This window comes from Inquilinus limosus (assembly GCF_002195995.1).
GTDB classification, from domain to species: Bacteria; Pseudomonadota; Alphaproteobacteria; order DSM-16000; family Inquilinaceae; genus Inquilinus; species Inquilinus limosus_C.
The window spans coordinates 45,821-67,170 of the sequence record NZ_NHON01000031.1 but is presented as its reverse complement, the minus strand read 5'-3'; the positions used below and the strand labels follow the sequence as shown (position 1 = coordinate 67,170).

Sequence of the window (21,350 nt, the reverse complement as noted above, 5' to 3'; positions counted from 1 at the left end):
CGAGTCCCCCCTCCCGCGAGGGGAGGGGGGACTCGAGAACGAGTGGCGATCAGCAAGGCGCTCACGCCGCGCGGGTCAGCGGCCGGTGCAGCACCCCGCCGGTCATCGGCCGGGGCACGCCGGTGGTGGTCGGCAGGCTCAGCGGCAGCCCGTCCAGCGAGCGCACGGCGAGGAAGGCGAAGGCCTGGGCCTCCAGCGCGTCGCCATCCCAGCCCACCGCCTCGACCGGGTCGACCGGCACGCCCAGCGCTTGGCGCAGGCCGTTCATCAGCGTGCCGTTGTGCCGGCCGCCGCCGGTCACCAGCCAGCGGCCGGGCGCCGCGGCGAAGTGCCGGCGCGACGCGGCCACGGAGGCGATGGTGAAGGCGGCCAGGGTGGCGGCGCCGTCGGCCAGCGACAGCCCGTCCACCGCCGCCATCGGGAAGTCGTTGCGGTCCAGCGATTTCGGCGGCGGCGCGTCGAAATAGGGGTTGGCCATCAGCGCGGCCAGCCGGTCTTCGGCGATGCGGCCGCCGGCGGCGATCCGCCCGTCCTCGTCATAGCGGGCGCCGGTGTGGCGCTGTACCCAGTCGTCGATCATGGCGCTGGCCGGGCCGGTGTCGAAGGCGGTGATCGCCGCATCCTCAATGACGGTGACGTTGCCGACGCCGCCGAGATTCAGCACCGCCAGCGGCCGCGGCAGGCCCTTGGCCAAGGCGGCGTGGTACAGCGGCGCGAAGGGCGCGCCCTGGCCGCCGGCGGCGACGTCAGCGGAGCGGAAATCGTTGACGCAGGGGATGCCCAGCGCTGCGGCCAGCCGGGCGCCGTCGCCCAGCTGCCGGGTGAAGCGCCGCTCCGGCCGGTGCAGGATGGTCTGGCCGTGCATGCCGACCACGTCGATCTGCTCCGGCGCCAGCCCGGCCTCGTCCAGCAGCCGGCGGACGGCGGCGGCGTTCAGGTCGGTGACGGCGGCGGAGAGATCCGCCAGCGCCTCGTGCTCGGCCCGGCCCGGGTCGCGCGCCACCGCCAGCAGGGCGTCGCGCACATCGTCGGTGTAGGGCGTGGTCGAGGCGGCGCCGCGGGCGAAGACGGTCTCGCCGTCGGTCTCGATCACCGCCACGTCGACCCCGTCCATCGAGGTGCCGCTCATCAGGCCGATCGCGGTGCGCCGGGCTCCGGGCATGCTTGGTCTCCCCGCTTGATTCGTCAGGGACGATAGCGCCGAAGCGGGCCGGGCGGGACCTCCTATTCGCGCCGGAACATGTAGGACTGGTTCTCGATGGTCAGGCGCAGCAGCGGCGTTGTGCCGTTTGTGTCGATCTGGAACTGGGCGAAGCCGCTCGGGCTGGGGCCGCTGTTCGCGACGATGGCGGCGAACCGGCCCACCGGAAGCTGCCGGATGGTGAAGACGCTGCCGTCCCACGGCTCCAGCTGCAGCGCGGCGCCGCCCTCCTGCAGCTCCAGCACCGCGCCGTCGCCGTCCGGGCGCAGCGTGGCCTTGCCCAGGCTCGGCTCGGCATAGGGGCCGGCCAGGGGCGCCAGCGGCAGGGCCGGCTGCGGATTCGCCGGCCGCACGAAGGCCTTCGCCGCCTCGGCGAACCGGGCCTTCGCCGCGTCGAGCGCAGTGGCGACATGGTCGACCCGCGGATTGTCGAGGAGGCGGTCCAGCACCCAGGCGCCCACGGCGTCGGGGAACCCGACATTCTCCTCATTGGTCAGGACGACGACGCCGACATCCTTCTCCGGCACGAAGCCGACATAGGCGCCGAAGCTCGGGGTGCCGCCATTGTGCCAGATGACGCGGCCGTTCGGGGTCAGGACGCCGACCCAGCCCATCGCGTAATAGGCCTTGTCGGTGATGCCCACCCGCGCGGTACGGGTCGCCGCCATGTTGTCCACCGACACGATGCGGCGGTCGTCGAAGCTGCCGTCGCGCAGCTGCAGGCGCAGCCAATGCGCCATGTCCTCGATGGTGGAGTTCATGTCGCCGGCGCCGCCGAAGGCGTAGGGGAAGATCGGCGTGAACGGCACCTCGACCGTGCCGTCGGGGGTCCAGCGATGGCCCTGGGTGTGGTCCGGCGCGGCCTCGATCGCCTCGGCGGTGGTCGACGTCTCGGCCATGCCCAGCGGCTCCAGCAGGTCCTGGCGCAGCACCGCGTTCCAGTCCGCGGCGCCCTCGCCGCGCGCGACGATGCGGCCGGCCAGCAAATGCGTGATGTTGGTGTAGGCGAAGGTGGAGCGGAAGCTCGACACCGGCTCGACATTGCGCAGCGACCGGATCAGCGCCGCCTCGTCCAGCCCGAGGATGCCGAGCGAATCATTGGCGTAGGGCGGCAGGCCGGAGCGCTGGGCGAGCAGGTCGAAGACCCGGAACTCGCGCGTCACCCAGGGGTCCTTCAGCTGGAACTCCGGGTCGAGGTCGACGATCCGGTCGTCCCAGCGCAGCTTGCCGCGATCCACGGCGATCGCCAGGGTGGCGGCGAGGAAGGCCTTGGTGGTCGACCCGATCTGGAACACGGTGCGCGTCCCGACAGCGCCGCCCTTGCTCTTGCTGCGCACACCGAAGCCGCGGGCATAGACCAGCCTGTCGCCGCTGACGATGCCGATGGCCAGGCCCGGCGTGTCGAACGCCTTCATGCCGGCCGTGACATAGGAGTCGAGCTCGGGCTGCAGCGCCTGGATCCGCGTGTCCATCGGCGTCCCGCTCTCCGCGGCCCGTGCGGTCGGGCCGGCGACGGCCAAAGCGAGGACGGCGAGCGCCGCGGTGGCGATGCGCCGCCGGGTCGTGCCTGCTGGTGTAACTGGTGCGGCCGATGGCATGCCGCTGGCCCGGAGCTGCCGGCTGATCATCAATCCCTCCTGAAAATCGCGCATGAAAATTTCCGATACTGAAAACATTGTTACCACGAACCGGCCCGTCGCCGTCAAAGCGGAACCAAGCGCCGGCCGATGCCCGATCGATTGACCTTGCCCGGCGAACGCGCCTTACTGGCCCCAATCAACAGAGGGGGGCTGGAGATGGGGCGGATGATTCGGGCGTCGCTGGCAGTGTCGGCGGCGGTGGCGGCAGTCCTTGCCGGGTCGCTGGCGGCGGCGCAGACGCTGGAGGTCGCGACCGACCAGTCGCCGGTGGGCCTGGACCCGCATGTTGCCACCTCCTTCGCCACGGTGCTGGTCAACGGCGCGGTCTATGAAGGGCTGACCGCGGTCGACAAGGACCTGAAGGTGGTCCCGGAGCTCGCCGAATCCTGGACCGTCTCGCCCGATGGGCTGACCTATGTCTTCACTCTGCGTCCGGGCGCCAAGTTCCATGACGGGTCGCCGGTGACGCCGGCCGACGTCGCGGCCAGCTTCGCCCGGGTGCGCGACCCCAAGACCGGCTCGCCCTATGCCAGCCGCATCGACATGGTGAAGTCGGTCGAGGCGACCGGTGACCGCCAGGTGACGGTGACGCTGACGACGCCCTCGGCCCCCTTCCTCGCCAACCTGACTGCGATCGTGATCGTCCCCGCCGCGGCGGCGACCGGCGGCATCGACCTGCAGCGCAAGACCGACGGCACCGGCCCGTTCACGCTGAAGGAATGGGTGCCGGACACCTATCTGCTGCTGGCCAAGGTCGACGGCTATTGGCAGCAGGGCCTGCCGAAGCTGGACGCGGTCAAGATCAACATCGTGCCCGAGGCCTCGACCCGGCAGGTCGGCATCTCCGGCGGTACCTACCAGATGCTGCCGAATGTCGACCCGACCACGGCGGCGACGCTGCAGGGCACGCCCGGCGTCACCCTGCTGGAGACGCCGGACCTGTCCTACACGCTGGTCGGCATGAACGTGTCGAAGCCGCCCTTCGACAACCCGAAGGTGCGCGAGGCGCTGAACACCGCGATCGACCGGTCGCAGATCGTCGAGGCCGCCTATTTCGGCAAGGGCCAGCCCGGCGGGCCGCTGTCGCCGGCGCTCAAGGACTGGGCGCTGCCGGTCTCGGACTACCCCTGCTACGCCGCCGACCCGGAGAAGGCGAAGGCGCTGCTGGCCGAGGCCGGTGTGGCCCTGCCGCTGAAGGCCGAGCTGAAGGTGCTGGGCTCGAACCAGAACGTGGTCGACGTCGCCCAGGTGGTGCAGGCCCAGCTCAACGCCGCCGGCTTCGACATCGCCCTGAACGTGCAGGAGCAGGGCACCTTCATCCAGGACTGGCGCAACTCCAACTTCCAGCTCTTCGCCTCGATCAATGGCGGCGTCGCCGACCCGGACGGCTACATGTTCCGCACCTTCCGCACCGGCGGCTCGACCAACGTGTTCAAGTATTCGGACGCCGAGGTCGACACGCTGCTCGACGCGGGGCGGACGACGCTGGACCCGGCCAAGCGCAAGGAGATCTATGCCGACCTGCAGAAGCGCCTGGCCTGCGACGGGCCGATCGCGCATCTGGTCTACGGCCAGCTGTTCACCGCCGTGCGCGACGGCGTGACCGGCTACGAGATCACCGGCAACCGCTCCACCCGCTCGCTGCGGCAGACGGCGGTGGAGAGGTGATAGGGGTACGCGCGGGGGGACTCTTCAGGCAATGGCCGGACCAGAGGCAGGCATGGCCCGTTTCCTGACCGGGCGGCTGCTCGACCTGCTGGTGGTGCTGTTCGGGGTCTCGGTCGTCGCCTTCCTGATGATCCGGCTGATCCCCGGCGACGCGGTGCAGATCATGCTCGGCGCCAACAGCGAGGTGACGCCCGACCGGATCGCGGCGCTGCGCCAGCGCCTCGGCCTCGATCAGCCGCTGGTGACGCAGTACCTCGCCTGGCTCGGCGGGCTGCTGACCGGCGATCTCGGCACCAGCCTGTGGACCGGCCGGCCGGTGCTGGAGGAGATCGCGGCCCGGATCGGCGTCACCATCGAGGTGACGCTGCTGGCGCTGGCCGTGTCGGTGGCGCTGGCGGTGCCGGCCGGCTGCCTGATGGCCTATTTCCGCAACTCCGCCCGCGACTACCTGGTGCGCGTCGTCACCATCGCCGGCGTCACCGTGCCGTCCTTCTGGCTCGGGGCGCTGCTGATCTACCTGTTCCACGGCGTGTTCCCGGCCTTCCCGGCGATCGGCTTCGTGCCGCTGGCCGATGACCCGGTCGGCAACCTGCAGCGCATGCTGCTGCCGACGATCGCCCTGGCCGTGCCGGTGCTGGCCTCGCTGTCGCGCATCGTCCGCTCCGCCATGCTCGACGCGCTGGGGCAGGATTATATCCGCACCGCCCGGGCCAAGGGCGTCAGCGAGCGGTCGGTGGTGTTCCACCATGCCTTCCGCAACGCCATGATCCCCTTCGTCACCGCGCTCGGCATCTCCGCCGGCTACCTGTTCGGCGGCGCCATCGTGGTCGAGCAGGTCTTCGCCCTGCCGGGGCTCGGCCGGCTGATGCTGGGCGCGATCGCGGAGCGGAACTACCCGCTGATCCAGGCGGCGATCCTGCTGGTCACCGCCGGATTCGTGGTCGTGAACTTCGTCACCGACATGCTCTACGCAGCGCTCGACCCGCGGATCGGCCTCAGATGACCGCACCGCTGCCGGAGACCCTGGCCCCACCGTCGCGACGCCGCATCGCGGCGCCGCGGCACCCGCTGGTCTGGATCGGCGGGGCGCTGGTGCTGCTGCAGGTCGCGGCGGCGCTGCTGGCGCCGTGGATCGCGCCGGACGACCCGCTGGCCCAGCATGTGATCCGGCGGATGAAAGGCCCGAGCGCCGCCGCCTGGCTCGGCACCGACCAGTTCGGCCGGGACGTGCTGTCGCGCATCCTCTACGGCTATCGCGCCTCGCTCGCCGCCTCGGCCAGCGCGGTGCTGCTGGCGCTCGTCATCGGCGGCAGCCTGGGCGTGGCCGCGGCTTTGCGCGGCGGCTGGCTCGACCGCGCCGGGATGCGGCTGATGGACATCCTGTTCGCCTTCCCGATCATCCTGCTGGCGATCGGCATCGTCGCCATGCTCGGGCCGGGGGCGACGACCACGGCGCTGGCGATCGGCGTGGTCTACATCCCGGTCTTTGCCCGCCTCCTGCGCGGCCCGGCCCTGGTGGTGGCCGGCAGCCAGTATGTGCTGGGTGCCCGCGCCATCGGGGCGGGGGAGGGGCGGGTGCTGCTGCGCCACGTGCTGCCCAACCTGGCCAGCGTCATCCTGGTCCAGGCCAGCCTGTCGCTCTCCACCGCCATCCTGGTCGAGGCGTCGCTGTCCTTCCTCGGCCTCGGCACCCAGCCGCCGACGCCGTCGCTCGGCCGCATGCTGGCCGAGGCGCGCGGCTACCTGCTGCTGAGCCCTTGGGATTCGATCTTCTCCGGCCTTGCCATCCTGTTGGCGTCTTTCGGCTTCAACCTGCTGGGCGACGGGCTGCGCGACGCCCTCGATCCCAGGCTTCGGGGCGCCGGATAATCATGGATGATACGACGATGGCCAAGGCGGTGACGGTCCGGCCGCCGGTGGCGGCGGACCTGCCGGCCCTGGCGGAGGTGGCCTGGCGCAGCACCCGCGCCGCCTTCGAGCATATCCTCCCGGCCACGATCCTGGACCGCAAGCGGCCGGAGGATTTCGCCCGCCGCTTCGCCGCGCGGCTGCCCGATTTGCGCATCGCCGTGGATGCGGAGGGCATGCCGCTCGGCTTCTCGCTGATGACCGGGTCGCATCTCGACATGCTGTTCGTCGACCCGGCGGCGCAGGGCCGGTCGGTCGGTACCGCGCTGCTGTCCGACGCCGTGGCCCGCGGCTGCCGGACGCTGGAGAGCTTCGCCCACAACCGGCTCGCCCGCGGCTTCTACGAATCCCGCGGCTTCCGCCTGTGCCGGGAGTATCGCCGGCTCTATGAGGGGCTTGAGCTGCCCTTCGTGCTCTACACCCTGGCCGAGGATCGCGGCTGACCGGCGGCCCTGATCCCGATGGAATTTTGATCGGCGGGGCGGGCAGCCTCGCCGCCATGATCCGATCCACCGACGAGCCGCCGCAAGGAATGACACCGGACGACAAGGGGGTTGCCGTCCGCAAGGTCGCGGCGGCTGGAAGAGGGGTGTTCGCCACGCGGCGCTTCGCCCGCGGCGAAGTCATCTGCCGCAACCCGGTTCTGCTGCTGGACCAGGAGGATTGGCGCCGCTGCGAGGCGACGATCCTCGACGACTATGTCTACGCCTGGCCGGAGGAGGGGCGGCCGCGGGCCGTCAGCCTGGGCGTCGGCAGCCTGTTCAACGCCAGCGACTCACCGAATATCGATGTCGAGATCGACGTGGCGGCGAAGACCCTGACCTTCCGCGCCATCCGGCCGGTCGAGCCGGGGCAGGAGCTGGTGCTGGACTATGGCTGGGGGGCCGGTGCCGCGGACCGGATCCGCGGCGGCAAGAGCCGGACGCTGCACGTGGTCGGTTGATCGGGGTGCCTGTCGGGAATCGGCCGGTGCAGGGCTGGGGCGCCGTTGCCGCAGGGAAAACGCATTGCCCGATCGCCGTTTTGCCGATAAGTCTTGCATCGGTCGCCTTCGACGCGGCCCCGTGGTGATTTGAGCCGACCGGCTTGCGGCCACGTTAATCTCCGCTAAAAGGTCGGGTGCGCGCAGGTCCCGCACGCAGCCGCCTCCCGGTCGGGTCGAGGAGTCGGTGCAATGGATCGATACGAAGCCCCCCAGCCGAGCGAAGACGAATTCGGCCCCGAGACCGCGTTGATCCGCGGCGGCGTCCGACGAACGCCCTATGGCGAGACCTCCGAGGCGATCTTCCTGACCTCGGGCTTCGTCTATGACAGCGCCGAGGCGGCCGAGGCGCGCTTCACCGGCGACGAGCCGGGCTTCGTCTATTCCCGCTACGGCAACCCGACGCTGGAGGTGCTGGAGCAGCGCCTGGCCCTGCTGGAAGGGGCGGAGGGCTGTCACGTCACCGCCAGCGGCATGTCGGGCGTGTTCACCGCCCTGTTCTGCCATCTGCGCGGCGGCGACCATGTGGTGGCCAGCCGGGCGCTGTTCGGCTCCTGCTTCGTCATCCTCGGCACCATCCTGCCGCGCTACGGCATCACCACCACCTTCGTCGATGGCGGCGATCTCGCGGCCTGGGAGGCGGCGATGCGGCCGAACACCCGGGCGGTGTTCCTGGAGACGCCGGCCAACCCGACGCTGGACCTGGTCGACGTCGCCGCGGTGGCGAAGATCGCCCATGCCGCCGGCGCCAAGGTGTTCATCGACAACGTCTTCGCCACGCCGCTGGGCCAGAAGCCGCTCGAGCTCGGCGCCGATGTGGTGATCTATTCCGCCACCAAGCATATCGACGGCCAGGGCCGGGTGCTGGGCGGCGCCGTGCTGGCGGACAGGAAGTTCCTCAACGACGACTTCCTGCCCTATTACCGGCACACCGGCCCGGCCCTGTCGCCGTTCAACGCCTGGGTGCTGGTGAAGGGGCTGGAGACGCTGGGCCTGCGGGTCGAACGCCAGGTCGCCAGCGCCCACCGCCTGGCGCAGCTGATCGAGGCGCATCCGGCCGCGAAGGCGGTGCGCTATCCCTGGCTGGAGAGCCATCCGCATCACGCGCTGGCGAAGCGCCAGATGAAGAACGGCGGCACGCTGGTCTCGCTCGACCTGGGCAGCAGGGCGGCGGCCTTCGCCTTCCTCAACGCGCTGCGGCTGGTCGACATCTCGAACAATCTCGGCGACACCAAGTCGCTTGCCACCCACCCGACCACCACCACCCACCGGGCGATGGAGGCGGCGGACCGCGCCGCCATGGGCATCACCGAGGGGCTGGTGCGCCTGTCGATCGGGCTCGAAGGGATCGAGGACCTGGAGCGCGACCTGTCCCGCGGCCTGGATGCGGCGAAGCGGGTGGGGTGAAGGGCGGCGGGGTGAGACGGGGTGAGGCAAGGCGCCGCGCCCCCTGATCCCGGCGACCGGATTCCGGCCCGGCCGCGTTGAAGCGGACGAAGGGGGATCCATTCCCTGGAGTTCGATCATGAGATGGAAGCTCGCCCTGGCGGCTGCGGCCGGGCTGGCGATGACAGCCCTGACGGCGACGGCGGCCAACGCCGCGCCGGGCTACACCACCGCGTCGGTGCGGCTGCGCGCCGGCCCCAGCGCCGACTATCCGACGGTCGCAAGGGTGCGGCCGGGCGTGCCGGTGCAGATCTTCGGCTGCCTCGGCGGCTGGGCCTGGTGCGACATCGGCATCGGTCCCGACCGCGGCTGGGCGCCCGGCCGCTTCCTGGCGGCGGATTTCGAGCGGCGCCGGCGGGTGATCGTCGACGTCGCCCCACGGATCGGCGTGCCGGTCATCACCTTCGACGCCGGCCCGTACTGGGACAACTACTACCGCGGCCGGCCCTGGTACCACGACCGCGGCCGCTGGGCGCATTAGCGCCGGGTGATATCGGGACGGATCACGGTGCAGGGATCGCGCTGAGATTGCCTCTCAGAATTCCCAAACCGTCATTGCGAGCGCAGCGAAGCGATCCAGGGGCCAATGCGCACCGGCCCCTGGATTGCTTCGTCGGCTTCGCCTCCTCGCAATGACGGTGAGTAATCTGAAGGGGTCTCGCTTGCGGGAGAGGCAATCAGCGTGATTCGACCCGAAACGGTCATGCTCTGGCAGCAAAAGAGAAAGGGCGGCTCCCGCGGGAGCCGCCCTTCGTCATTCGGCCGGCGTGCTCGGCGCCTCGGTCCGGGGCTTGGGCGCGATCGAGCCGCCCAGCAGCTTCTCATGCACCCATTCGCGCACACGCTGCAGGGTGACGTACAGCATCGGGATCAGGAAGATGCCGACCGCCGAGGCCGCGATCATGCCGCCGAACACCGAGGTGCCGACGCCGCGCCGGCTGGCCGCGGCTGCGCCCGCCGCCGTCACCAGCGGCACCAGGCCCAGGATGAAGGCGAAGCTGGTCATCATCACCGGCCGGAAGCGCAGCCGGGCGCCCTCGATCGCCGCGTCGGTGATCGACGACCCCTCCTCGCGCTTGGCCTTGGCGAACTCGACGATCAGGATGCCGTTCTTGCTGGCCAGGGCGATCAGCACGATGATGCCGATCTGGGCGTAGACGTCGTTCGACAGCCCGGCGATCCACAGCGCCGCCAGGCCGCCGACCACGCCGACCGTGACCGACAGCAGCACGCCGATCGGGATCGACCAGCTCTCATACAGCGCCACCAGGAACAGATAGGCGAACAGCACGGCGAGGCCGAGGATGAAGCCGGTCTGGCCGGCCGCCTGCAGCTCCTGCAGCGCCGTGCCGGTCCATTCGAAGCCGTAGCCGGGCGGCAGGGTGGCGGTGGAGGCCTGGGTCATCGCCGCCAGCGACTGGCCGGAACTGACGCCGGGCGCGGCGCTGCCGAGGATGCTGACCGCGCGGTAGTTGTTGTAGCGGGTGATGAACAGCGGCCCCAGCTGCTGCTGGGCATCGACCAGCGACCGCATCGGCACCATCTGGCCGGACGATGAGCGGACATAGATCCGGTAGATGTCGTCGACCGTCCGCCGGTCGTTCGCCTCGCCCTGGGCGATCACCTGCCAGGTGCGGCCGAACAGGTTGAAGTCGTTGATGTAGAAGCCGCCCAGCGTCGCCTGCAGCGCATTGAAGATGGCGCTGATGCCGACGCCCAGGGTCTGCGCCTTCTCGCGGTCCAGGTTCAGGAAGATCTGCGGCGTGTTGGCGTTGTAGGAGGTGAACACCTGGGTCAGACCCGGCGTCTGGTTGGCGGCCACCACCAGCCCCTGCGCCACCGACGCCAGCTCGTTCGGGCTTTTGCCCTCCAGATCCTCGAGCTGGTACTGGAAGCCGCCGGCGGTGCCGAGGCCGATGATCGGCGGCAGGTTCAGCGGGATGATCAGCGCGTCGCGCACGCCGGCGGTGCGGATCGCCACCTGGCGGATCACGTCGAACACCGTGATGCCCTGCGCCACCCGCTCCTCGAACGGCTTCAGCGACACCACCAGGAAGGCGGCGTTCGGCTCGGCGAGGCCATCGATGAAGCTGCGGCCGACCACGCCGGTGATGTCGGCGACGCCGGGGATGTCCTTGACCAGCGCCTCGACCTGCTCCGTCACCTGGGTGGTGCGGCTGACGGCGGCGGCCGGCGGCAGCTTCATCTCGACGAAGAACAGGCCCTGGTCCTCCTCCGGCAGGAAGCCGGTCGGCGTGGCGCTGTTGATCAGCCAGGCCAGCCCGCCGAAGGCGGCGACCAGCGCGATCGACAGCACCGCCATCCGGACCAGCCGGGCGACGATCCAGGCATAGCCGTCGCGCACCTTGTCGATGCCGCCGGAGACGCGGCCCATGATCCGGCCGTACAGGCCGGGGCGGTGGCCGGGCTGGTGCGGCTTCAGGAACACGCCGCACAGCGCCGGGCTCAGCGTCAGCGCGTTCAGGGCCGAGATCAGCATCGCCACCGACACGGTGACGGCGAATTGCGAATACAGCTCGCCGGTGATGCCCGGGATGAAGCCGACCGGCACGAACACCGACAGCAGGACGAGGGTGATGGCGATGATCGGCGCGGTGATCTCGCGCATCGCCTGCTTGGTCGCCTCCCGGGCCGGCAGGCCGGTCTCGGCCATCACCCGCTCGACATTCTCGACCACGACGATGGCGTCGTCGACGACGATGCCGATCGCCAGGATCATCGCGAACATCGAGATGGTGTTGGCGGAGAAGCCCAGCACCAGCAGCACGGCGAAGGTGCCGATCAGCGACACCGGCACGGCGATGATCGGGATCAGCGTCGCCCGCAGGTTGCCCAGGAACACGAACACCACGATCGCGACCAGCACGAAGGCTTCGAGCAGGGTCTTGATCACCTCGCTGATCGTCTCGCTGACGAAGACGGTGGTGTCGTAGGTGACCTTGTAGTCGACGCCGGCGGGGAAGCGGGCCTTCAGCTTGTCCATCTCCGCCCGCACGCCCTCGGCGGCGGCGACGGCGTTCGATCCGGGCGACTGGAAGATGCCGATCACCGCGGCCGGAGCGCCGTTCAGCCGGCCCGTGGTGTCGTAGGACTGGCTGTTCAGCTCCAGCCGCGCCACGTCCTTCAGCCGCACCACCGACCCGTCGGGGTTGGCGCGCAGGATGATGTTCTCGAACTGCTTGACGTCGGTCAGCCGGCCCAGGGTCTGCAGCGTCACCTGGATCTGCTGGTCGTCCGGCATCGGCTGGGCGCCCAGCCGGCCGACCGCGGCCTGCACGTTCTGGCTCTGCACCGCCGTGACGATGTCGTTCGGGGTCAGGCCGAAGCTGGTCAGCGAATCGGTGCTGTACCAGATCCGCATCGCGTAGTTCTGGGTGCCGAACAGCGACGCTTGGCCGACGCCGGGCACGCGGCCCAGCGCGTCGATCAGGTTGATGATCGCGTAGTTGTTCAGGAACAGCCCGTCCTGGCTCTTGTCCGGCGAATAGATGGTGACCAGCTGCAGGATCGCCGAGGACTGCTTCTTCACCGTCAGCCCCTGGGCCGAGACCTCCTGCGGCAGCTTCGGCTCGGCCAGCGCCACGCGGTTCTGGACGTTGACGGTGTTGATGTCCGGGTCGGTGCCGACCGCGAAGCTGACGGTCAGCGAGTAGGAGCCGTCGCTGCCGCTGGTCGACGACATGTACAGCATGTTGTCGACGCCGTTGACCTGGGCCTCGATCGGCTGGGCCACGGTCGATTCGACCACGGCGGCGCTGGCGCCCGGATAGGCGCCGCTGACCGAGACCTGCGGCGGCACGATGTCGGGGAACTGCGCGATCGGGATGCTGCGGATCGCGATCAGCCCGGCCAGCGTGATGACGATGGCGATGACGATCGCGAAGCGGGGGCGATCGACGAAGATCGAGGACAGCATGGGGTCAGTTCCCCGCCGGCTTGGCCGGCGCCTGTCCTGCGCCCGACGGCGCCGGGTCGGCGGCGGGGGCGGGGTTCACCTCCTGGCCCGGGCGCACCTTCTGCACCCCGTCGACGATGACGACGTCGCCGTCGTTCAGCCCCTGCTGCACCACCACGTCGGCCCCCTGGTTGGCGCCGGTGGTGATGTGCTTGGCGGCCGCCTTCTTGTCCTGGCCCACCACCAGCACGTAGCTGCCGGTCTGGTCGGTCAGGATCGCGCGCTGCGGGATCACCAGCGCCTCGACCGGGTTCTTCCGCTCCGCCGTCACCCGGGCGTACTGCCCGTCGGTCAGGATGCGGTTCGGGTTGGCGAAGACGGCCCGCACCAGCAGCGTGTCGGTGTTCTGGTCGACCTTGACGTCGGTGAAGTCGATCTTGCCGCTCTCCGGGTATTGCGACCCGTTGGCCAGGGTCAGGTGCACCACCACGTCCTGCGGCTCGACCCTGCCGGACCCGCTGGCCTGCTGCACGTCCTGGATGAAGCGGTCGCTGACCGGGAAGGTGACGTAGATCGGATCCTGGCTGACGATGGTGGCCAGGGCGCCGCTCGAGGGCCCGACCAGCGCGCCGACGCTGAAGGTGGAGATGCCGACGCGGCCGTCGAAGGGGGCCGCGATCTGGGTGTAGCCGAGATTGATCTTCGCCTGCTCCAGCGCCGCCTGGTTCTGCTGCACCGCCGCGTTGGCCGACTTCTCGGCCGCGATGCGGTCGTCCAGCGTGGCCTGCGAGACGTTCTGGTTCTTGATCAGGTCGCGGGCGCGGTCGGCCTGCAGCTTGGCGTTGTCGGCATTGGCCTGGGCGCTGGAAAGATTGGCCTGGGCCTGGTCGACCGCGGCCTGGTAGGTGTCCTTCTCCAGCACGAACAGGAGGTTGCCGGCCTTCACCTCCTGGCCTTCGGTGTAGTTGCGCTGCTGCAGGAAGCCCTCGACCCGGGCCACCAGGTCGACCTTGTTGATCGCCTGGACCCGGCCGACGAAGGTGACGCCCTCGGCCACCGGCCGCTTGGCCGCGGTGACGACGCCGACGGCCGGCGGCGGCATCTGCGGCGCCTGCGCCTGTTTCTCGGAAGATTCGTTGCAGCCGGCAAGGAACAGAAGGCCGATGGCGATGGCGGATACGCGGTAGGGACGCGCGGTCCGGGATCCCGACATCATTGGCCTATCTCCTTCGGCTTTGATCCAGAGAGAACAATAAGGGCTTACGCGCAGGTCGCGCCGAATCGGCCCACCGTATCATTGTTTTGTTATCGGGAAAGCATCTTGCGGATACTTTTGACTTCGGAACCGCAGGTCCAAACACGGGTTGAACGAACAATGGAGATCGGGAGGCCCTGATGACATTCCGGCCGATTTGCATCGTGCTGGCCGTCCTGGCGGCGTCCACCGCCGCCCGGGCGCAGAGTCTGGATTTGACGCAGCCCCCGCGCGCGCCGTCGACCCCGACCCCGGCCCAGCCGCTGGTCGCGCCCGGGCTGCCCTCGCGGCCGGAGCTGCCCTTGACGACACCGGCTCCGGCTCCGCAGGCGGCGCCGGCAACCTCCGTCGCCCCGTCCGCGCAGGAGCCCGGCCGCACCGTCCGGCTCGAGCAGCAGCAGGCGCATCCGAACGGCGTGGCGATGACGCTGACCAGCATCACCTACCGGGCCGACAGCATCATCGTCGCGGCCAGCATCGACAACCTGTCCGACCGGTCCATGTCGCTCAACCGCGGCGGCAGCCTGGTGCTGGTGGACGACCGAGGCCGCGCCCATCCCTTCATGCCGCCGGCCGACAATCCGGAAGTGCAGATCGGCGCCCGGTCGCGGGTGACCGCCAGCTTCGTCTTCGCCGGCCCGCTGGCCGAAGACGCGCGCACGGTGCAGATCTCGACCAACGGCCCGTCGGGCAGCCGCAGCGACCGGCTGACCTCGGCGCCGGCCTTCCTGTTCCGCGTGCCTGTGTCCTGAGGGACCGCCTGTAAATGCTACTGGCGCGGCCGTCTGATGGCGGTTTCTGCGCTTCCGGTGCTCACAGACTCAAACGTCCGCTGCGCGCCGGTTCTCGAAACCACCACCAGCCGACTCACGCCAGCGCATTTCCAAACGGTCTCTCGACCGGACCGGGTCAGATGAACAGCATCTGGCCGTCCCGCGGCGATTCGGCCAGCAGGGTGACGACGCCGGCGATCTCGGCCTGGACGGCCAGGTCGGCCGGGGCGAGATCCAGCGCGCGCAGCCCCATCTCGCAGGCGATGAAGCGGACGCCGAGGGCCTGGCAGGCCTCCAGCAGCTCGGCGAAGGTCGCGACCCGGCGCGACGCGAAGCCGGCCTCCTGCGCCTCGGCGTCGCCGTCCAGCCGGCGCCAGCCCTCGGGCAGCAGCGCCCGCAGCGCCCGGCCGGTGAAGAACAGCGTCGCCCGGCGGTTGGTGGCGGCGGCGGCGCTGGCCAGCACCAGCGCGTAGTGCACCCGGTCGAAGCGGCCGTCGAACACCACGATCGACAGCGCGCCGATGCCCGCAGGCCCGTCAGCCATGGTGGTGCGACAGGTCGGTCATCGAAGGATTGGCACCGCACAGCGGGCAGTCCGGGTCGCGCGGCAGGGCGATCTCGCGCAGCCGCGCCTCCAGCGCATCGTACAGCAGCAGGCGGCCGGACAGGCCCTCGCCGATGCCCAGGATCTCCTTGATCGTCTCGATCGCCTGCATCGACCCCAGCACGCCCGGCAGGGCGCCGAACACCCCGGCCTCGGAGCAGCTGGGCACGGTGCCCGGGTCGGGCGGCGCTGGGAACAGGCAGCGATAGCAGGGGTGCGGGTCGCCGAGATGCGCCTTGAAGGTCGACAGCTGCGCCTCGAAGCGCAGCATCGCGGCCGAGACCAACGGCCGCTTGGCCAGATAGCAGGCGTCGTTCAGCAGGTAGCGGGTGGCGAAGTTGTCGCTGCCGTCGACCACGATGTCGAAGGCGGCGATCCGCTCCAGCGCCGTGGCCGCGGTCAGCCGCTCGGCGAAGCGCTCGACCCTGACCTCCGGGTTCAGCGCCTGCAGCCGCAGGATGGCGCTGTCGACCTTCAGCTGGCCCAGCGTGGTGGTGTCGTGCACCACCTGGCGCTGCAAGTTGGACAGCTCGACCAGGTCGTCGTCGTAGAGGCCGATGGTGCCGATCCCGGCGGCGGCGAGGTAGAGCAGCAGCGGCGACCCGAGGCCGCCGGCGCCGATCACCAGCACCCGGGCCTCCAGCAGCTTCTGCTGGCCCTTGCCGCCGACCTCGGGCAGCAGGATGTGGCGCGCATAGCGCTTGATCTGGGCGTCGGTGAAGCTCATGGGATCGAGCATAGCCCTCCGCTCCGGGGGAAGGAACAGCCCTAGCATGCCGGGCCGCTTCGCTGCGCTGCGACGTGTCGCCCGGCTGAGGCCTTGTGGCACGTCATCCGCTCGTGAAATCTGTCGCTGTTCTGTGGCATATTCTTTCCGAGCCAAGAAATAAGGCAACCGCTGCCAGGCTGGTTGCCGAAGGAGAATTGTCATGGATCTCGATCCAGTCCTCCTGTCCCGGTTCCAATTCGCCTTCGTCATCTCCTTCCACTTCCTGTTCCCGGCCTTCACCATCGGCATCGCCAGCTGGCTGGCGGTGCTGGAAGGCCTGTATCTGAAGACGGGGCGGGCGGAGTACCGGACGCTCTACAAGTTCTGGATCAAGATCTTCGCCGTCTCCTTCGGGGTCGGCGTGGTCACCGGCATCGTCATGACCTACCAGTTCGGCACGAACTGGAGCGGGCTGACTCGGGCCGGCGGCAGCATCCTCGGACCGCTGCTCGGCTACGAGGTGGTGACGGCCTTCTTCCTCGAGGCCGGCTTCCTCGGCATCATGCTGTTCGGCTGGGACAAGGTGCCGCGCATCGTCCATTTCGGGGCCACGGCCGCCGTGGCGGTCGGCACCGCCATCTCGGCCTTCTGGATCCTGTCGGCCAACTCCTTCCTGCACACCCCGGCGGGCTACGAGGTGGCGAACGGCACGCTGGTTCCGTCCGACTGGCTGCAGATCGTGTTCAGCCCGTCCTTCCCGGTGCGCTTCCTGCACACGGTGACGGCGGCCTACCTGACCACCGCCTTCGCCATCGTCGGCGCCTCGGCCTGGTACCTGCTGCGCGGCCGCAGCGTCCTCGAGTCGCGCCTGGCCTTCTCGATGGGGCTGTGGCTGATCGCGGTGCTGGCGCCGCTGCAGATCTTCATCGGCGACCAGGCGGGGCTGGAGGTGCGCGAGCACCAGCCGGCCAAGCTGGCGGCGATCGAGGCGCATTGGGAGACCAGCGGCGACGTGCCGCTGATCCTGTTCACCTGGCCGGACCAGAGTGGCGAGAAGAACGATTTCGTGCTCGAGATCCCGCATCTCGGCTCGCTGATCCTGACCCATAGCTGGGGCGGCACCGTGCAGGGGCTGAAGGAGTTTCCGGTCCAGGACCGGCCGCCGGTCGCGATCGTGTTCTGGAGCTTCCGGATCATGGTGGGCCTCGGCTTCCTCATGCTCGGCGCCGCGCTGCTGGGCCTGTGGCTGCGCGCGATCGGGCGGCTCTATGACAGCCGTTGGTTCCAGCGCTTCATGGTGCTGATGCTGCCCTCCGGCTTCGTCGCCGTGATCGCCGGCTGGTTCACCACCGAGATCGGCCGCCAGCCCTGGGTGGTGAACGGCATCCTGCGCACCGCCGACGCGATGTCGCCGGTCGGCGGCGGCAGCGTGCTGCTGTCGCTGGCGCTGTTCGTCCTGGTCTACGCCATCCTGCTCGGCTCCGCCGTCTACTACATCGTCAAGCTGGTGCGGATCGGGCCGGAAGCGCCGGAATCCGACCGCGAGGAGCCATTCAAGACCCCGGCGCGGCCGTTCTCGCTGCCCGACGCCTCCTTCGAATCCCGGGAGTGATGCCATGACACCGGATGTCTGGACCATCGCCAATGCCCTGCCCCTGATCTGGGCCGCGATCGCCGCCGTCGGCGTCTTCATGTATGTGCTGATGGACGGGTTCGACCTCGGCGTCGGGATCCTGTTCCCCTGGGCCCGCACCGAGGAGGACCGCGACCTGATGATGAACTCGGTCGCGCCGATCTGGGACGGCAACGAGACCTGGCTGGTGCTGGGCGGCGTGGTGCTGCTGGCGGTGTTCCCGGTGGCGTTCTCGATCATCCTGCCGGCGCTGTACCTGCCGATCACCTTCATGGTGATGGGGCTGATCTTCCGCGGCGTCGCCTTCGAGTTCCGGTTCAAGGCCCACACCAGCAAGTGGCTATGGACCGTGGCCTTCGCCGGCGGCAGTCTGCTGGCCACCTTCTTCCAGGGCGTGGTGCTGGGCACCTTCGTCCAGGGCTTCCCGGTGTCGGACGGCCATTTCACCGGCGGGGCGTTCCACTGGGTCTCGCCCTTCAGCCTGATGACCGGCGTGGCCCTGGTGCTGGGCTACGGCCTGCTCGGCGCCGCCTGGCTGGTGATGAAGACCGAGGGCACGCTGCAGGGCTGGGCCCGCGACGCCACCATCCGCCTGCTGCTCGGCGTGCTGTTCTTCATGGCGGTGGTCAGCCTGTGGGTGCCGTTCCTGGACCGGTCGATCGCCGATCGCTGGTTCACCTGGCCGAACACGCTGTGGTTCGCGCCGGTGCCGATCCTGGTGGTGCTGTTCGCCTGGCGGCTGTGGCTGTCGCTGCAGCGCGGCTCCGACTACGGGCCGTTCCTCTACACCATGGCGCTGTTCGTGCTCGGCTACACCGGCCTGGCCATCAGCCTGTGGCCGCATGTGGTGCCGCCCGACCTGACCATCTGGGACGTCGCCGCCCCGGCCTCGTCGCAGCTGTTCCTCCTGATCGGCGTCGCCTTCCTGATCCCGCTGATCCTGGTCTACACCACCTATGCCTACTGGGTGTTCCGCGGGAAGGTGAAGGCTGGCGAGGGGTACGATCACTGAGCCATGGTTGCCGCGGGGCGATCCGGGGTAGTCTCCGCGCCAACACCATCCAGGAGAACTCCCATGGCCGGATCGGGCTACCGCAAGGACCGCATCGGCAACCACAAGCTGCACCCCGAGACGCTGATGCTCGGCTACGGCTATGACCCCACCCTGTCGGAGGGCGCGGTCAAGCAGCCGGTGTTCCTGACCTCGACCTTCGTGTTCAAATCGGCCGAGGAAGGCCGCGACTTCTTCGACTACACCGCCGGCCGGCGCGAGCCGAAGCCGGGCGCCGATGCCGGGCTGGTCTATTCCCGCTTCAACCACCCGAACAGCGAGATCGTCGAGGACCGCCTGGCGATCTATGAGGGGGCCGAGGCCGCGGGCATCTTCTCCAGCGGCATGTCGGCGATCGCGACGACGTTGCTGGCCTTCGCCCGGCCGGGCGACGTGATCCTGCACAGCCAGCCGCTGTATGGCGGCACCGAGACGCTGGTGGCCCGCACCCTGACGCCGTTCCAGATCGGCGCGGTCGGATTTCCCGACGGCGTCGACGGCGCCGTGGTGCGCAAGGCGGCGGAGGAGGCGATGGCCAAGGGCCGGGTCTCGGTGATCCTGGTCGAGACGCCGTCCAACCCGCTCAACACCCTGGTCGATCTCGAGCTGGTGCGGGCGGTGGCCGACGAGATCGGGGCGAAGCAGGGCCACACCCCGGTCGTGGTCTGCGACAACACCCTCCTGGGTCCGATCTTCCAGAAGCCGATCAAGCACGGCACCGACATCGTGGTCTATTCGCTGACCAAATATGTCGGCGGCCACAGCGACCTGGTGGCCGGCGCGGTGCTGGGCCGGCGCGACCAGATCCGGCAGGTCAAGCTGCTGCGCGGCGCCATCGGCACCCAGCTGGATCCGCATTCGGCCTGGATGATCGCGCGGTCGCTGGAGACGCTGTCGCTGCGCATGACCGCGGCCTGCCGCAACGCCGAGACCGTGACCCGGTTCCTGGCCGAGCATCCGCAGGTGGCGCGCGTCTACTACCCGGCGCTGCTGCCGGAAGGCAGCCCGGAGCGGGCGGTGCTCGACCGGCAATGCACCGGCGCCGGCACGACCTTCTCCTTCGACATCAAGGGCGGCGAGGCCGAGGCCTTCCGCTTCCTCAACGCGCTGCGCATCTTCAAGCTGGCGGTCAGCCTCGGCGGCACCGAATCGCTGGTCTGCCACCCGGCGACCACGGTGCATTCCGGCGTGCCGAAGGAGACGCGGGAGCGGATCGGCATCTCCGACGCCACCATCCGCGTCTCGATCGGCATCGAGCATGTCGAGGACCTGGTCGCCGACCTGACCCAAGCCCTGGCGGCCGCCGGGGAGTGAACCGCTCGCTGCTCTTTGCGTAGCCTCTCCCGCCTGCGGGACCTTTTCATACCGCTTGATCCCTCGCCGTCATTGCGAGGAGGCGAAGCCGACGAATCCATCCAGGGGCCAGCGCGAACCGGCCCCTGGATGGATTCGCTACGCTCGCAATGACGGTTCTGGGAATGCTGAAAGGTCACGCTTGCGGGAGAGGCTACGCGAAGCCAGCCGGCGTCACACGGCCTCCGCCGGATCCTCCTCGAACAGGCCGGTCGGCAGCCCGTCGATGCTGTGCGTGTTCTTGAGGCGGCGATAGGCCTCCAGCCCCTCCTGCTTCTCCTTGGCCTCGGCCCAGCGCGCCAGGGTCGGCCGCTCGCCGACATGGTCGAACAGCGGCACGCCGAAGCCGCAGGAGGTCTGGACCAGGTCGATGTCCAGCCACACCATCTGCCGGGCGCCGACCGGCTCCTCGCCGCCATACTCCGCCTCCAGCAGGCGGGTGTAGTCGGGGCCGCCGCGGCGCAGCACCCGGCCGGCGCCGTACAGCCGCAGGATCATCGGCGCGCCCTCGAAGGCGCAGAACATCAGGGTCAGCCGGCCGGTGGCGCGCAGATGCGCCGCGGTCTCGTTGCCGCTGCCGGTCAGGTCGAGATAGACGGCGGCGTTCGGCCCCAGGATCCGCAGCATGTCGGTGCCGCGGGGCGAGACATTGACCCGCCCGGTCGCGGCGGCGGAGGCGGTGAAGAACACCCGCTGGCGCAGGATGAACTCCCGCAGGGCCGGCGAGATCTCCGGGAACTGCTTGGCCATGGCGTCTCCTTCCGCGGACCGGCGGGAAGCGTAGCCGAGGCGCCGCGGCCGGCTCAACCGGACGGGGCGCAGGTCTGGGCTGTCCCCGGCCGTGTCAGCGGCTGGGCCGGATCACGCAGGAGACGTCGTCGCCCCGGACATAGGTGTAGGTGCGGTCCGACAGCCAGCCGGTGCGGTAGGTGTAGACCGTCCCGCTCGGGTCGACCGAGACGCCATAGGCGTCGGAGGTCGAGAACACGATCCGGCCATGCGGGCCGGTGCAGATGATGCTGTAGGAGTCCATCTCGTCGACCGGGGTCGGCTTCTCGGCCGCCCGGGACGGCGCGCCGGGACCCAGGCAGGCCGCGATCGCGATCCCGCCGATGATCCGCAAAGCCGTCGCATGCCTCATGGCCAGCCCCATGGTCCGCCGGCGGGCATCATATCAGCGGCCTACGAAGTCCGCTCACGGCCTTTTTTCG

19 protein-coding genes and 1 riboswitch are annotated in these 21,350 nt (G+C 69.7%); of the genes, 11 read left to right on the top strand and 8 right to left on the bottom strand.

The annotated features are described in order from the left end of the window. Positions 1-61: 61 nt before the first annotated feature. Complete coding sequence (locus tag BWR60_RS17725) at positions 62-1,162, bottom strand: anhydro-N-acetylmuramic acid kinase (RefSeq protein ID WP_088152349.1); 1,101 nt, start codon at positions 1,160-1,162, stop codon at positions 62-64. 62 nt (positions 1,163-1,224) lie between these two features. Beyond that, complete coding sequence (locus tag BWR60_RS17720) at positions 1,225-2,829, bottom strand: serine hydrolase (protein ID WP_179221822.1); 1,605 nt, start codon at positions 2,827-2,829, stop codon at positions 1,225-1,227. Between the two features lie 177 nt (positions 2,830-3,006). Between BWR60_RS17720 and BWR60_RS17715 the strand changes: the two genes are divergently transcribed. The 7 genes from BWR60_RS17715 (at position 3,007) to BWR60_RS17685 (ending at position 9,326) form a co-directional block, all read left to right on the top strand. Then, entirely contained in the window at positions 3,007-4,509 is a 1,503-nt protein-coding gene (locus tag BWR60_RS17715; protein ID WP_088152347.1) for an ABC transporter substrate-binding protein, read from the top strand. A gap of 52 nt (positions 4,510-4,561) precedes the next feature. Then, positions 4,562-5,512 (top strand): ABC transporter permease, encoded by a 951-nt coding sequence (locus tag BWR60_RS17710; RefSeq protein WP_088152346.1) that lies wholly within the window; start codon positions 4,562-4,564, stop codon positions 5,510-5,512. Beyond that, positions 5,509-6,378, top strand: a complete 870-nt coding sequence (locus BWR60_RS17705; RefSeq protein WP_088152345.1) for an ABC transporter permease — start codon at positions 5,509-5,511, stop codon at positions 6,376-6,378. Before BWR60_RS17710 ends, BWR60_RS17705 begins: the two co-directional genes overlap by 4 nt. A gap of 2 nt (positions 6,379-6,380) precedes the next feature. Beyond that, positions 6,381-6,860: a GNAT family N-acetyltransferase gene (locus BWR60_RS17700; protein WP_088152344.1), complete on the top strand. Its 480-nt coding sequence runs from the start codon at positions 6,381-6,383 to the stop codon at positions 6,858-6,860. A 56-nt stretch (positions 6,861-6,916) separates the two neighbouring features. Further along, positions 6,917-7,360: an SET domain-containing protein-lysine N-methyltransferase gene (locus tag BWR60_RS17695; protein ID WP_144445655.1), complete on the top strand. Its 444-nt coding sequence runs from the start codon at positions 6,917-6,919 to the stop codon at positions 7,358-7,360. Positions 7,361-7,471: 111 nt separating this feature from the next. Further along, a riboswitch (SAM riboswitch) is annotated at positions 7,472-7,548 on the top strand. Between the two features lie 43 nt (positions 7,549-7,591). After that, entirely contained in the window at positions 7,592-8,806 is a 1,215-nt protein-coding gene (gene metZ / locus BWR60_RS17690; protein ID WP_088152342.1) for an O-succinylhomoserine sulfhydrylase, read from the top strand. 118 nt (positions 8,807-8,924) lie between these two features. Then, the gene (locus tag BWR60_RS17685; protein ID WP_088152341.1) at positions 8,925-9,326 is read left to right on the top strand and encodes an SH3 domain-containing protein; all 402 of its coding nucleotides are present in this window, start codon (positions 8,925-8,927) and stop codon (positions 9,324-9,326) included. A gap of 273 nt (positions 9,327-9,599) precedes the next feature. Here BWR60_RS17685 and BWR60_RS17680 read toward each other — a convergent pair whose 3' ends face one another. Next, a complete protein-coding gene (locus BWR60_RS17680) occupies positions 9,600-12,782 on the bottom strand; it encodes an efflux RND transporter permease subunit (RefSeq protein WP_088152340.1) in 3,183 nt (1,060 codons plus the stop codon). 4 nt (positions 12,783-12,786) lie between these two features. Next, positions 12,787-13,863: an efflux RND transporter periplasmic adaptor subunit gene (locus BWR60_RS17675; RefSeq protein WP_179221821.1), complete on the bottom strand. Its 1,077-nt coding sequence runs from the start codon at positions 13,861-13,863 to the stop codon at positions 12,787-12,789. 293 nt (positions 13,864-14,156) lie between these two features. On the opposite strand from BWR60_RS17675, the gene BWR60_RS17670 reads away from it, so the two are divergent. Then, on the top strand, positions 14,157-14,768 hold the full coding sequence (locus tag BWR60_RS17670; RefSeq protein ID WP_088152338.1) for a hypothetical protein: 612 nt from the start codon (positions 14,157-14,159) through the stop codon (positions 14,766-14,768). A gap of 157 nt (positions 14,769-14,925) precedes the next feature. On the opposite strand, the gene BWR60_RS17665 is transcribed toward BWR60_RS17670, so the two are convergent. Then, positions 14,926-15,333 (bottom strand): DsrE/DsrF/DrsH-like family protein, encoded by a 408-nt coding sequence (locus BWR60_RS17665; RefSeq protein ID WP_088152337.1) that lies wholly within the window; start codon positions 15,331-15,333, stop codon positions 14,926-14,928. Continuing rightward, on the bottom strand, positions 15,326-16,120 hold the full coding sequence (locus tag BWR60_RS17660; protein ID WP_088152356.1) for a HesA/MoeB/ThiF family protein: 795 nt from the start codon (positions 16,118-16,120) through the stop codon (positions 15,326-15,328). The genes BWR60_RS17665 and BWR60_RS17660 overlap by 8 nt, the downstream gene beginning before the upstream one ends. A gap of 202 nt (positions 16,121-16,322) precedes the next feature. On the opposite strand from BWR60_RS17660, the gene BWR60_RS17655 reads away from it, so the two are divergent. The 3 genes from BWR60_RS17655 to BWR60_RS17645 all read left to right on the top strand — a co-directional run bounded on the left by BWR60_RS17655 (position 16,323) and on the right by BWR60_RS17645 (position 20,100). Then, on the top strand, positions 16,323-17,714 hold the full coding sequence (locus BWR60_RS17655) for a cytochrome ubiquinol oxidase subunit I (protein WP_088152336.1): 1,392 nt from the start codon (positions 16,323-16,325) through the stop codon (positions 17,712-17,714). Positions 17,715-17,718: 4 nt separating this feature from the next. Then, complete coding sequence (gene cydB / locus BWR60_RS17650) at positions 17,719-18,747, top strand: cytochrome d ubiquinol oxidase subunit II (protein ID WP_275542389.1); 1,029 nt, start codon at positions 17,719-17,721, stop codon at positions 18,745-18,747. A gap of 63 nt (positions 18,748-18,810) precedes the next feature. After that, complete coding sequence (locus tag BWR60_RS17645; protein ID WP_088152335.1) at positions 18,811-20,100, top strand: cystathionine gamma-synthase family protein; 1,290 nt, start codon at positions 18,811-18,813, stop codon at positions 20,098-20,100. A gap of 213 nt (positions 20,101-20,313) precedes the next feature. Here BWR60_RS17645 and BWR60_RS17640 read toward each other — a convergent pair whose 3' ends face one another. Next, positions 20,314-20,889 carry a pyridoxamine 5'-phosphate oxidase family protein gene (locus tag BWR60_RS17640; protein ID WP_088152334.1) on the bottom strand — a complete coding sequence of 192 codons (576 nt, stop codon included), beginning with the start codon at positions 20,887-20,889 and terminating at the stop codon, positions 20,314-20,316. A gap of 94 nt (positions 20,890-20,983) precedes the next feature. Then, positions 20,984-21,280 (bottom strand): hypothetical protein, encoded by a 297-nt coding sequence (locus BWR60_RS17635; RefSeq protein WP_144445654.1) that lies wholly within the window; start codon positions 21,278-21,280, stop codon positions 20,984-20,986. Positions 21,281-21,350 lie beyond the last annotated feature (70 nt).

What these genes read in the sequence shown, in the direction of transcription:
- BWR60_RS17670 (WP_088152338.1), top strand. Translation starts at nt 14,157, where the DNA reads ATGACATTCCGGCCGATTTGCATCGTGCTGGCCGTCCTGGCGGCGTCC.
- BWR60_RS17645 (WP_088152335.1), top strand. Translation starts at nt 18,811, where the DNA reads ATGGCCGGATCGGGCTACCGCAAGGACCGCATCGGCAACCACAAGCTG.
- BWR60_RS17675 (WP_179221821.1), bottom strand. Translation starts at nt 13,863, where the DNA reads ATGCCGCCGCCGGCCGTCGGCGTCGTCACCGCGGCCAAGCGGCCGGTG.
- BWR60_RS17685 (WP_088152341.1), top strand. Translation starts at nt 8,925, where the DNA reads ATGAGATGGAAGCTCGCCCTGGCGGCTGCGGCCGGGCTGGCGATGACA.
- BWR60_RS17710 (WP_088152346.1), top strand. Translation starts at nt 4,562, where the DNA reads ATGGCCCGTTTCCTGACCGGGCGGCTGCTCGACCTGCTGGTGGTGCTG.
- BWR60_RS17655 (WP_088152336.1), top strand. Translation starts at nt 16,323, where the DNA reads ATGGATCTCGATCCAGTCCTCCTGTCCCGGTTCCAATTCGCCTTCGTC.
- BWR60_RS17700 (WP_088152344.1), top strand. Translation starts at nt 6,381, where the DNA reads ATGGATGATACGACGATGGCCAAGGCGGTGACGGTCCGGCCGCCGGTG.
- BWR60_RS17695 (WP_144445655.1), top strand. Translation starts at nt 6,917, where the DNA reads ATGATCCGATCCACCGACGAGCCGCCGCAAGGAATGACACCGGACGAC.
- cydB (WP_275542389.1), top strand. Translation starts at nt 17,719, where the DNA reads ATGACACCGGATGTCTGGACCATCGCCAATGCCCTGCCCCTGATCTGG.
- BWR60_RS17635 (WP_144445654.1), bottom strand. Translation starts at nt 21,280, where the DNA reads ATGAGGCATGCGACGGCTTTGCGGATCATCGGCGGGATCGCGATCGCG.
- BWR60_RS17660 (WP_088152356.1), bottom strand. Translation starts at nt 16,120, where the DNA reads ATGAGCTTCACCGACGCCCAGATCAAGCGCTATGCGCGCCACATCCTG.
- BWR60_RS17705 (WP_088152345.1), top strand. Translation starts at nt 5,509, where the DNA reads ATGACCGCACCGCTGCCGGAGACCCTGGCCCCACCGTCGCGACGCCGC.
- BWR60_RS17665 (WP_088152337.1), bottom strand. Translation starts at nt 15,333, where the DNA reads ATGGCTGACGGGCCTGCGGGCATCGGCGCGCTGTCGATCGTGGTGTTC.
- BWR60_RS17715 (WP_088152347.1), top strand. Translation starts at nt 3,007, where the DNA reads ATGATTCGGGCGTCGCTGGCAGTGTCGGCGGCGGTGGCGGCAGTCCTT.
- BWR60_RS17720 (WP_179221822.1), bottom strand. Translation starts at nt 2,829, where the DNA reads ATGATCAGCCGGCAGCTCCGGGCCAGCGGCATGCCATCGGCCGCACCA.
- BWR60_RS17640 (WP_088152334.1), bottom strand. Translation starts at nt 20,889, where the DNA reads ATGGCCAAGCAGTTCCCGGAGATCTCGCCGGCCCTGCGGGAGTTCATC.
- BWR60_RS17725 (WP_088152349.1), bottom strand. Translation starts at nt 1,162, where the DNA reads ATGCCCGGAGCCCGGCGCACCGCGATCGGCCTGATGAGCGGCACCTCG.
- BWR60_RS17680 (WP_088152340.1), bottom strand. Translation starts at nt 12,782, where the DNA reads ATGCTGTCCTCGATCTTCGTCGATCGCCCCCGCTTCGCGATCGTCATC.
- metZ (WP_088152342.1), top strand. Translation starts at nt 7,592, where the DNA reads ATGGATCGATACGAAGCCCCCCAGCCGAGCGAAGACGAATTCGGCCCC.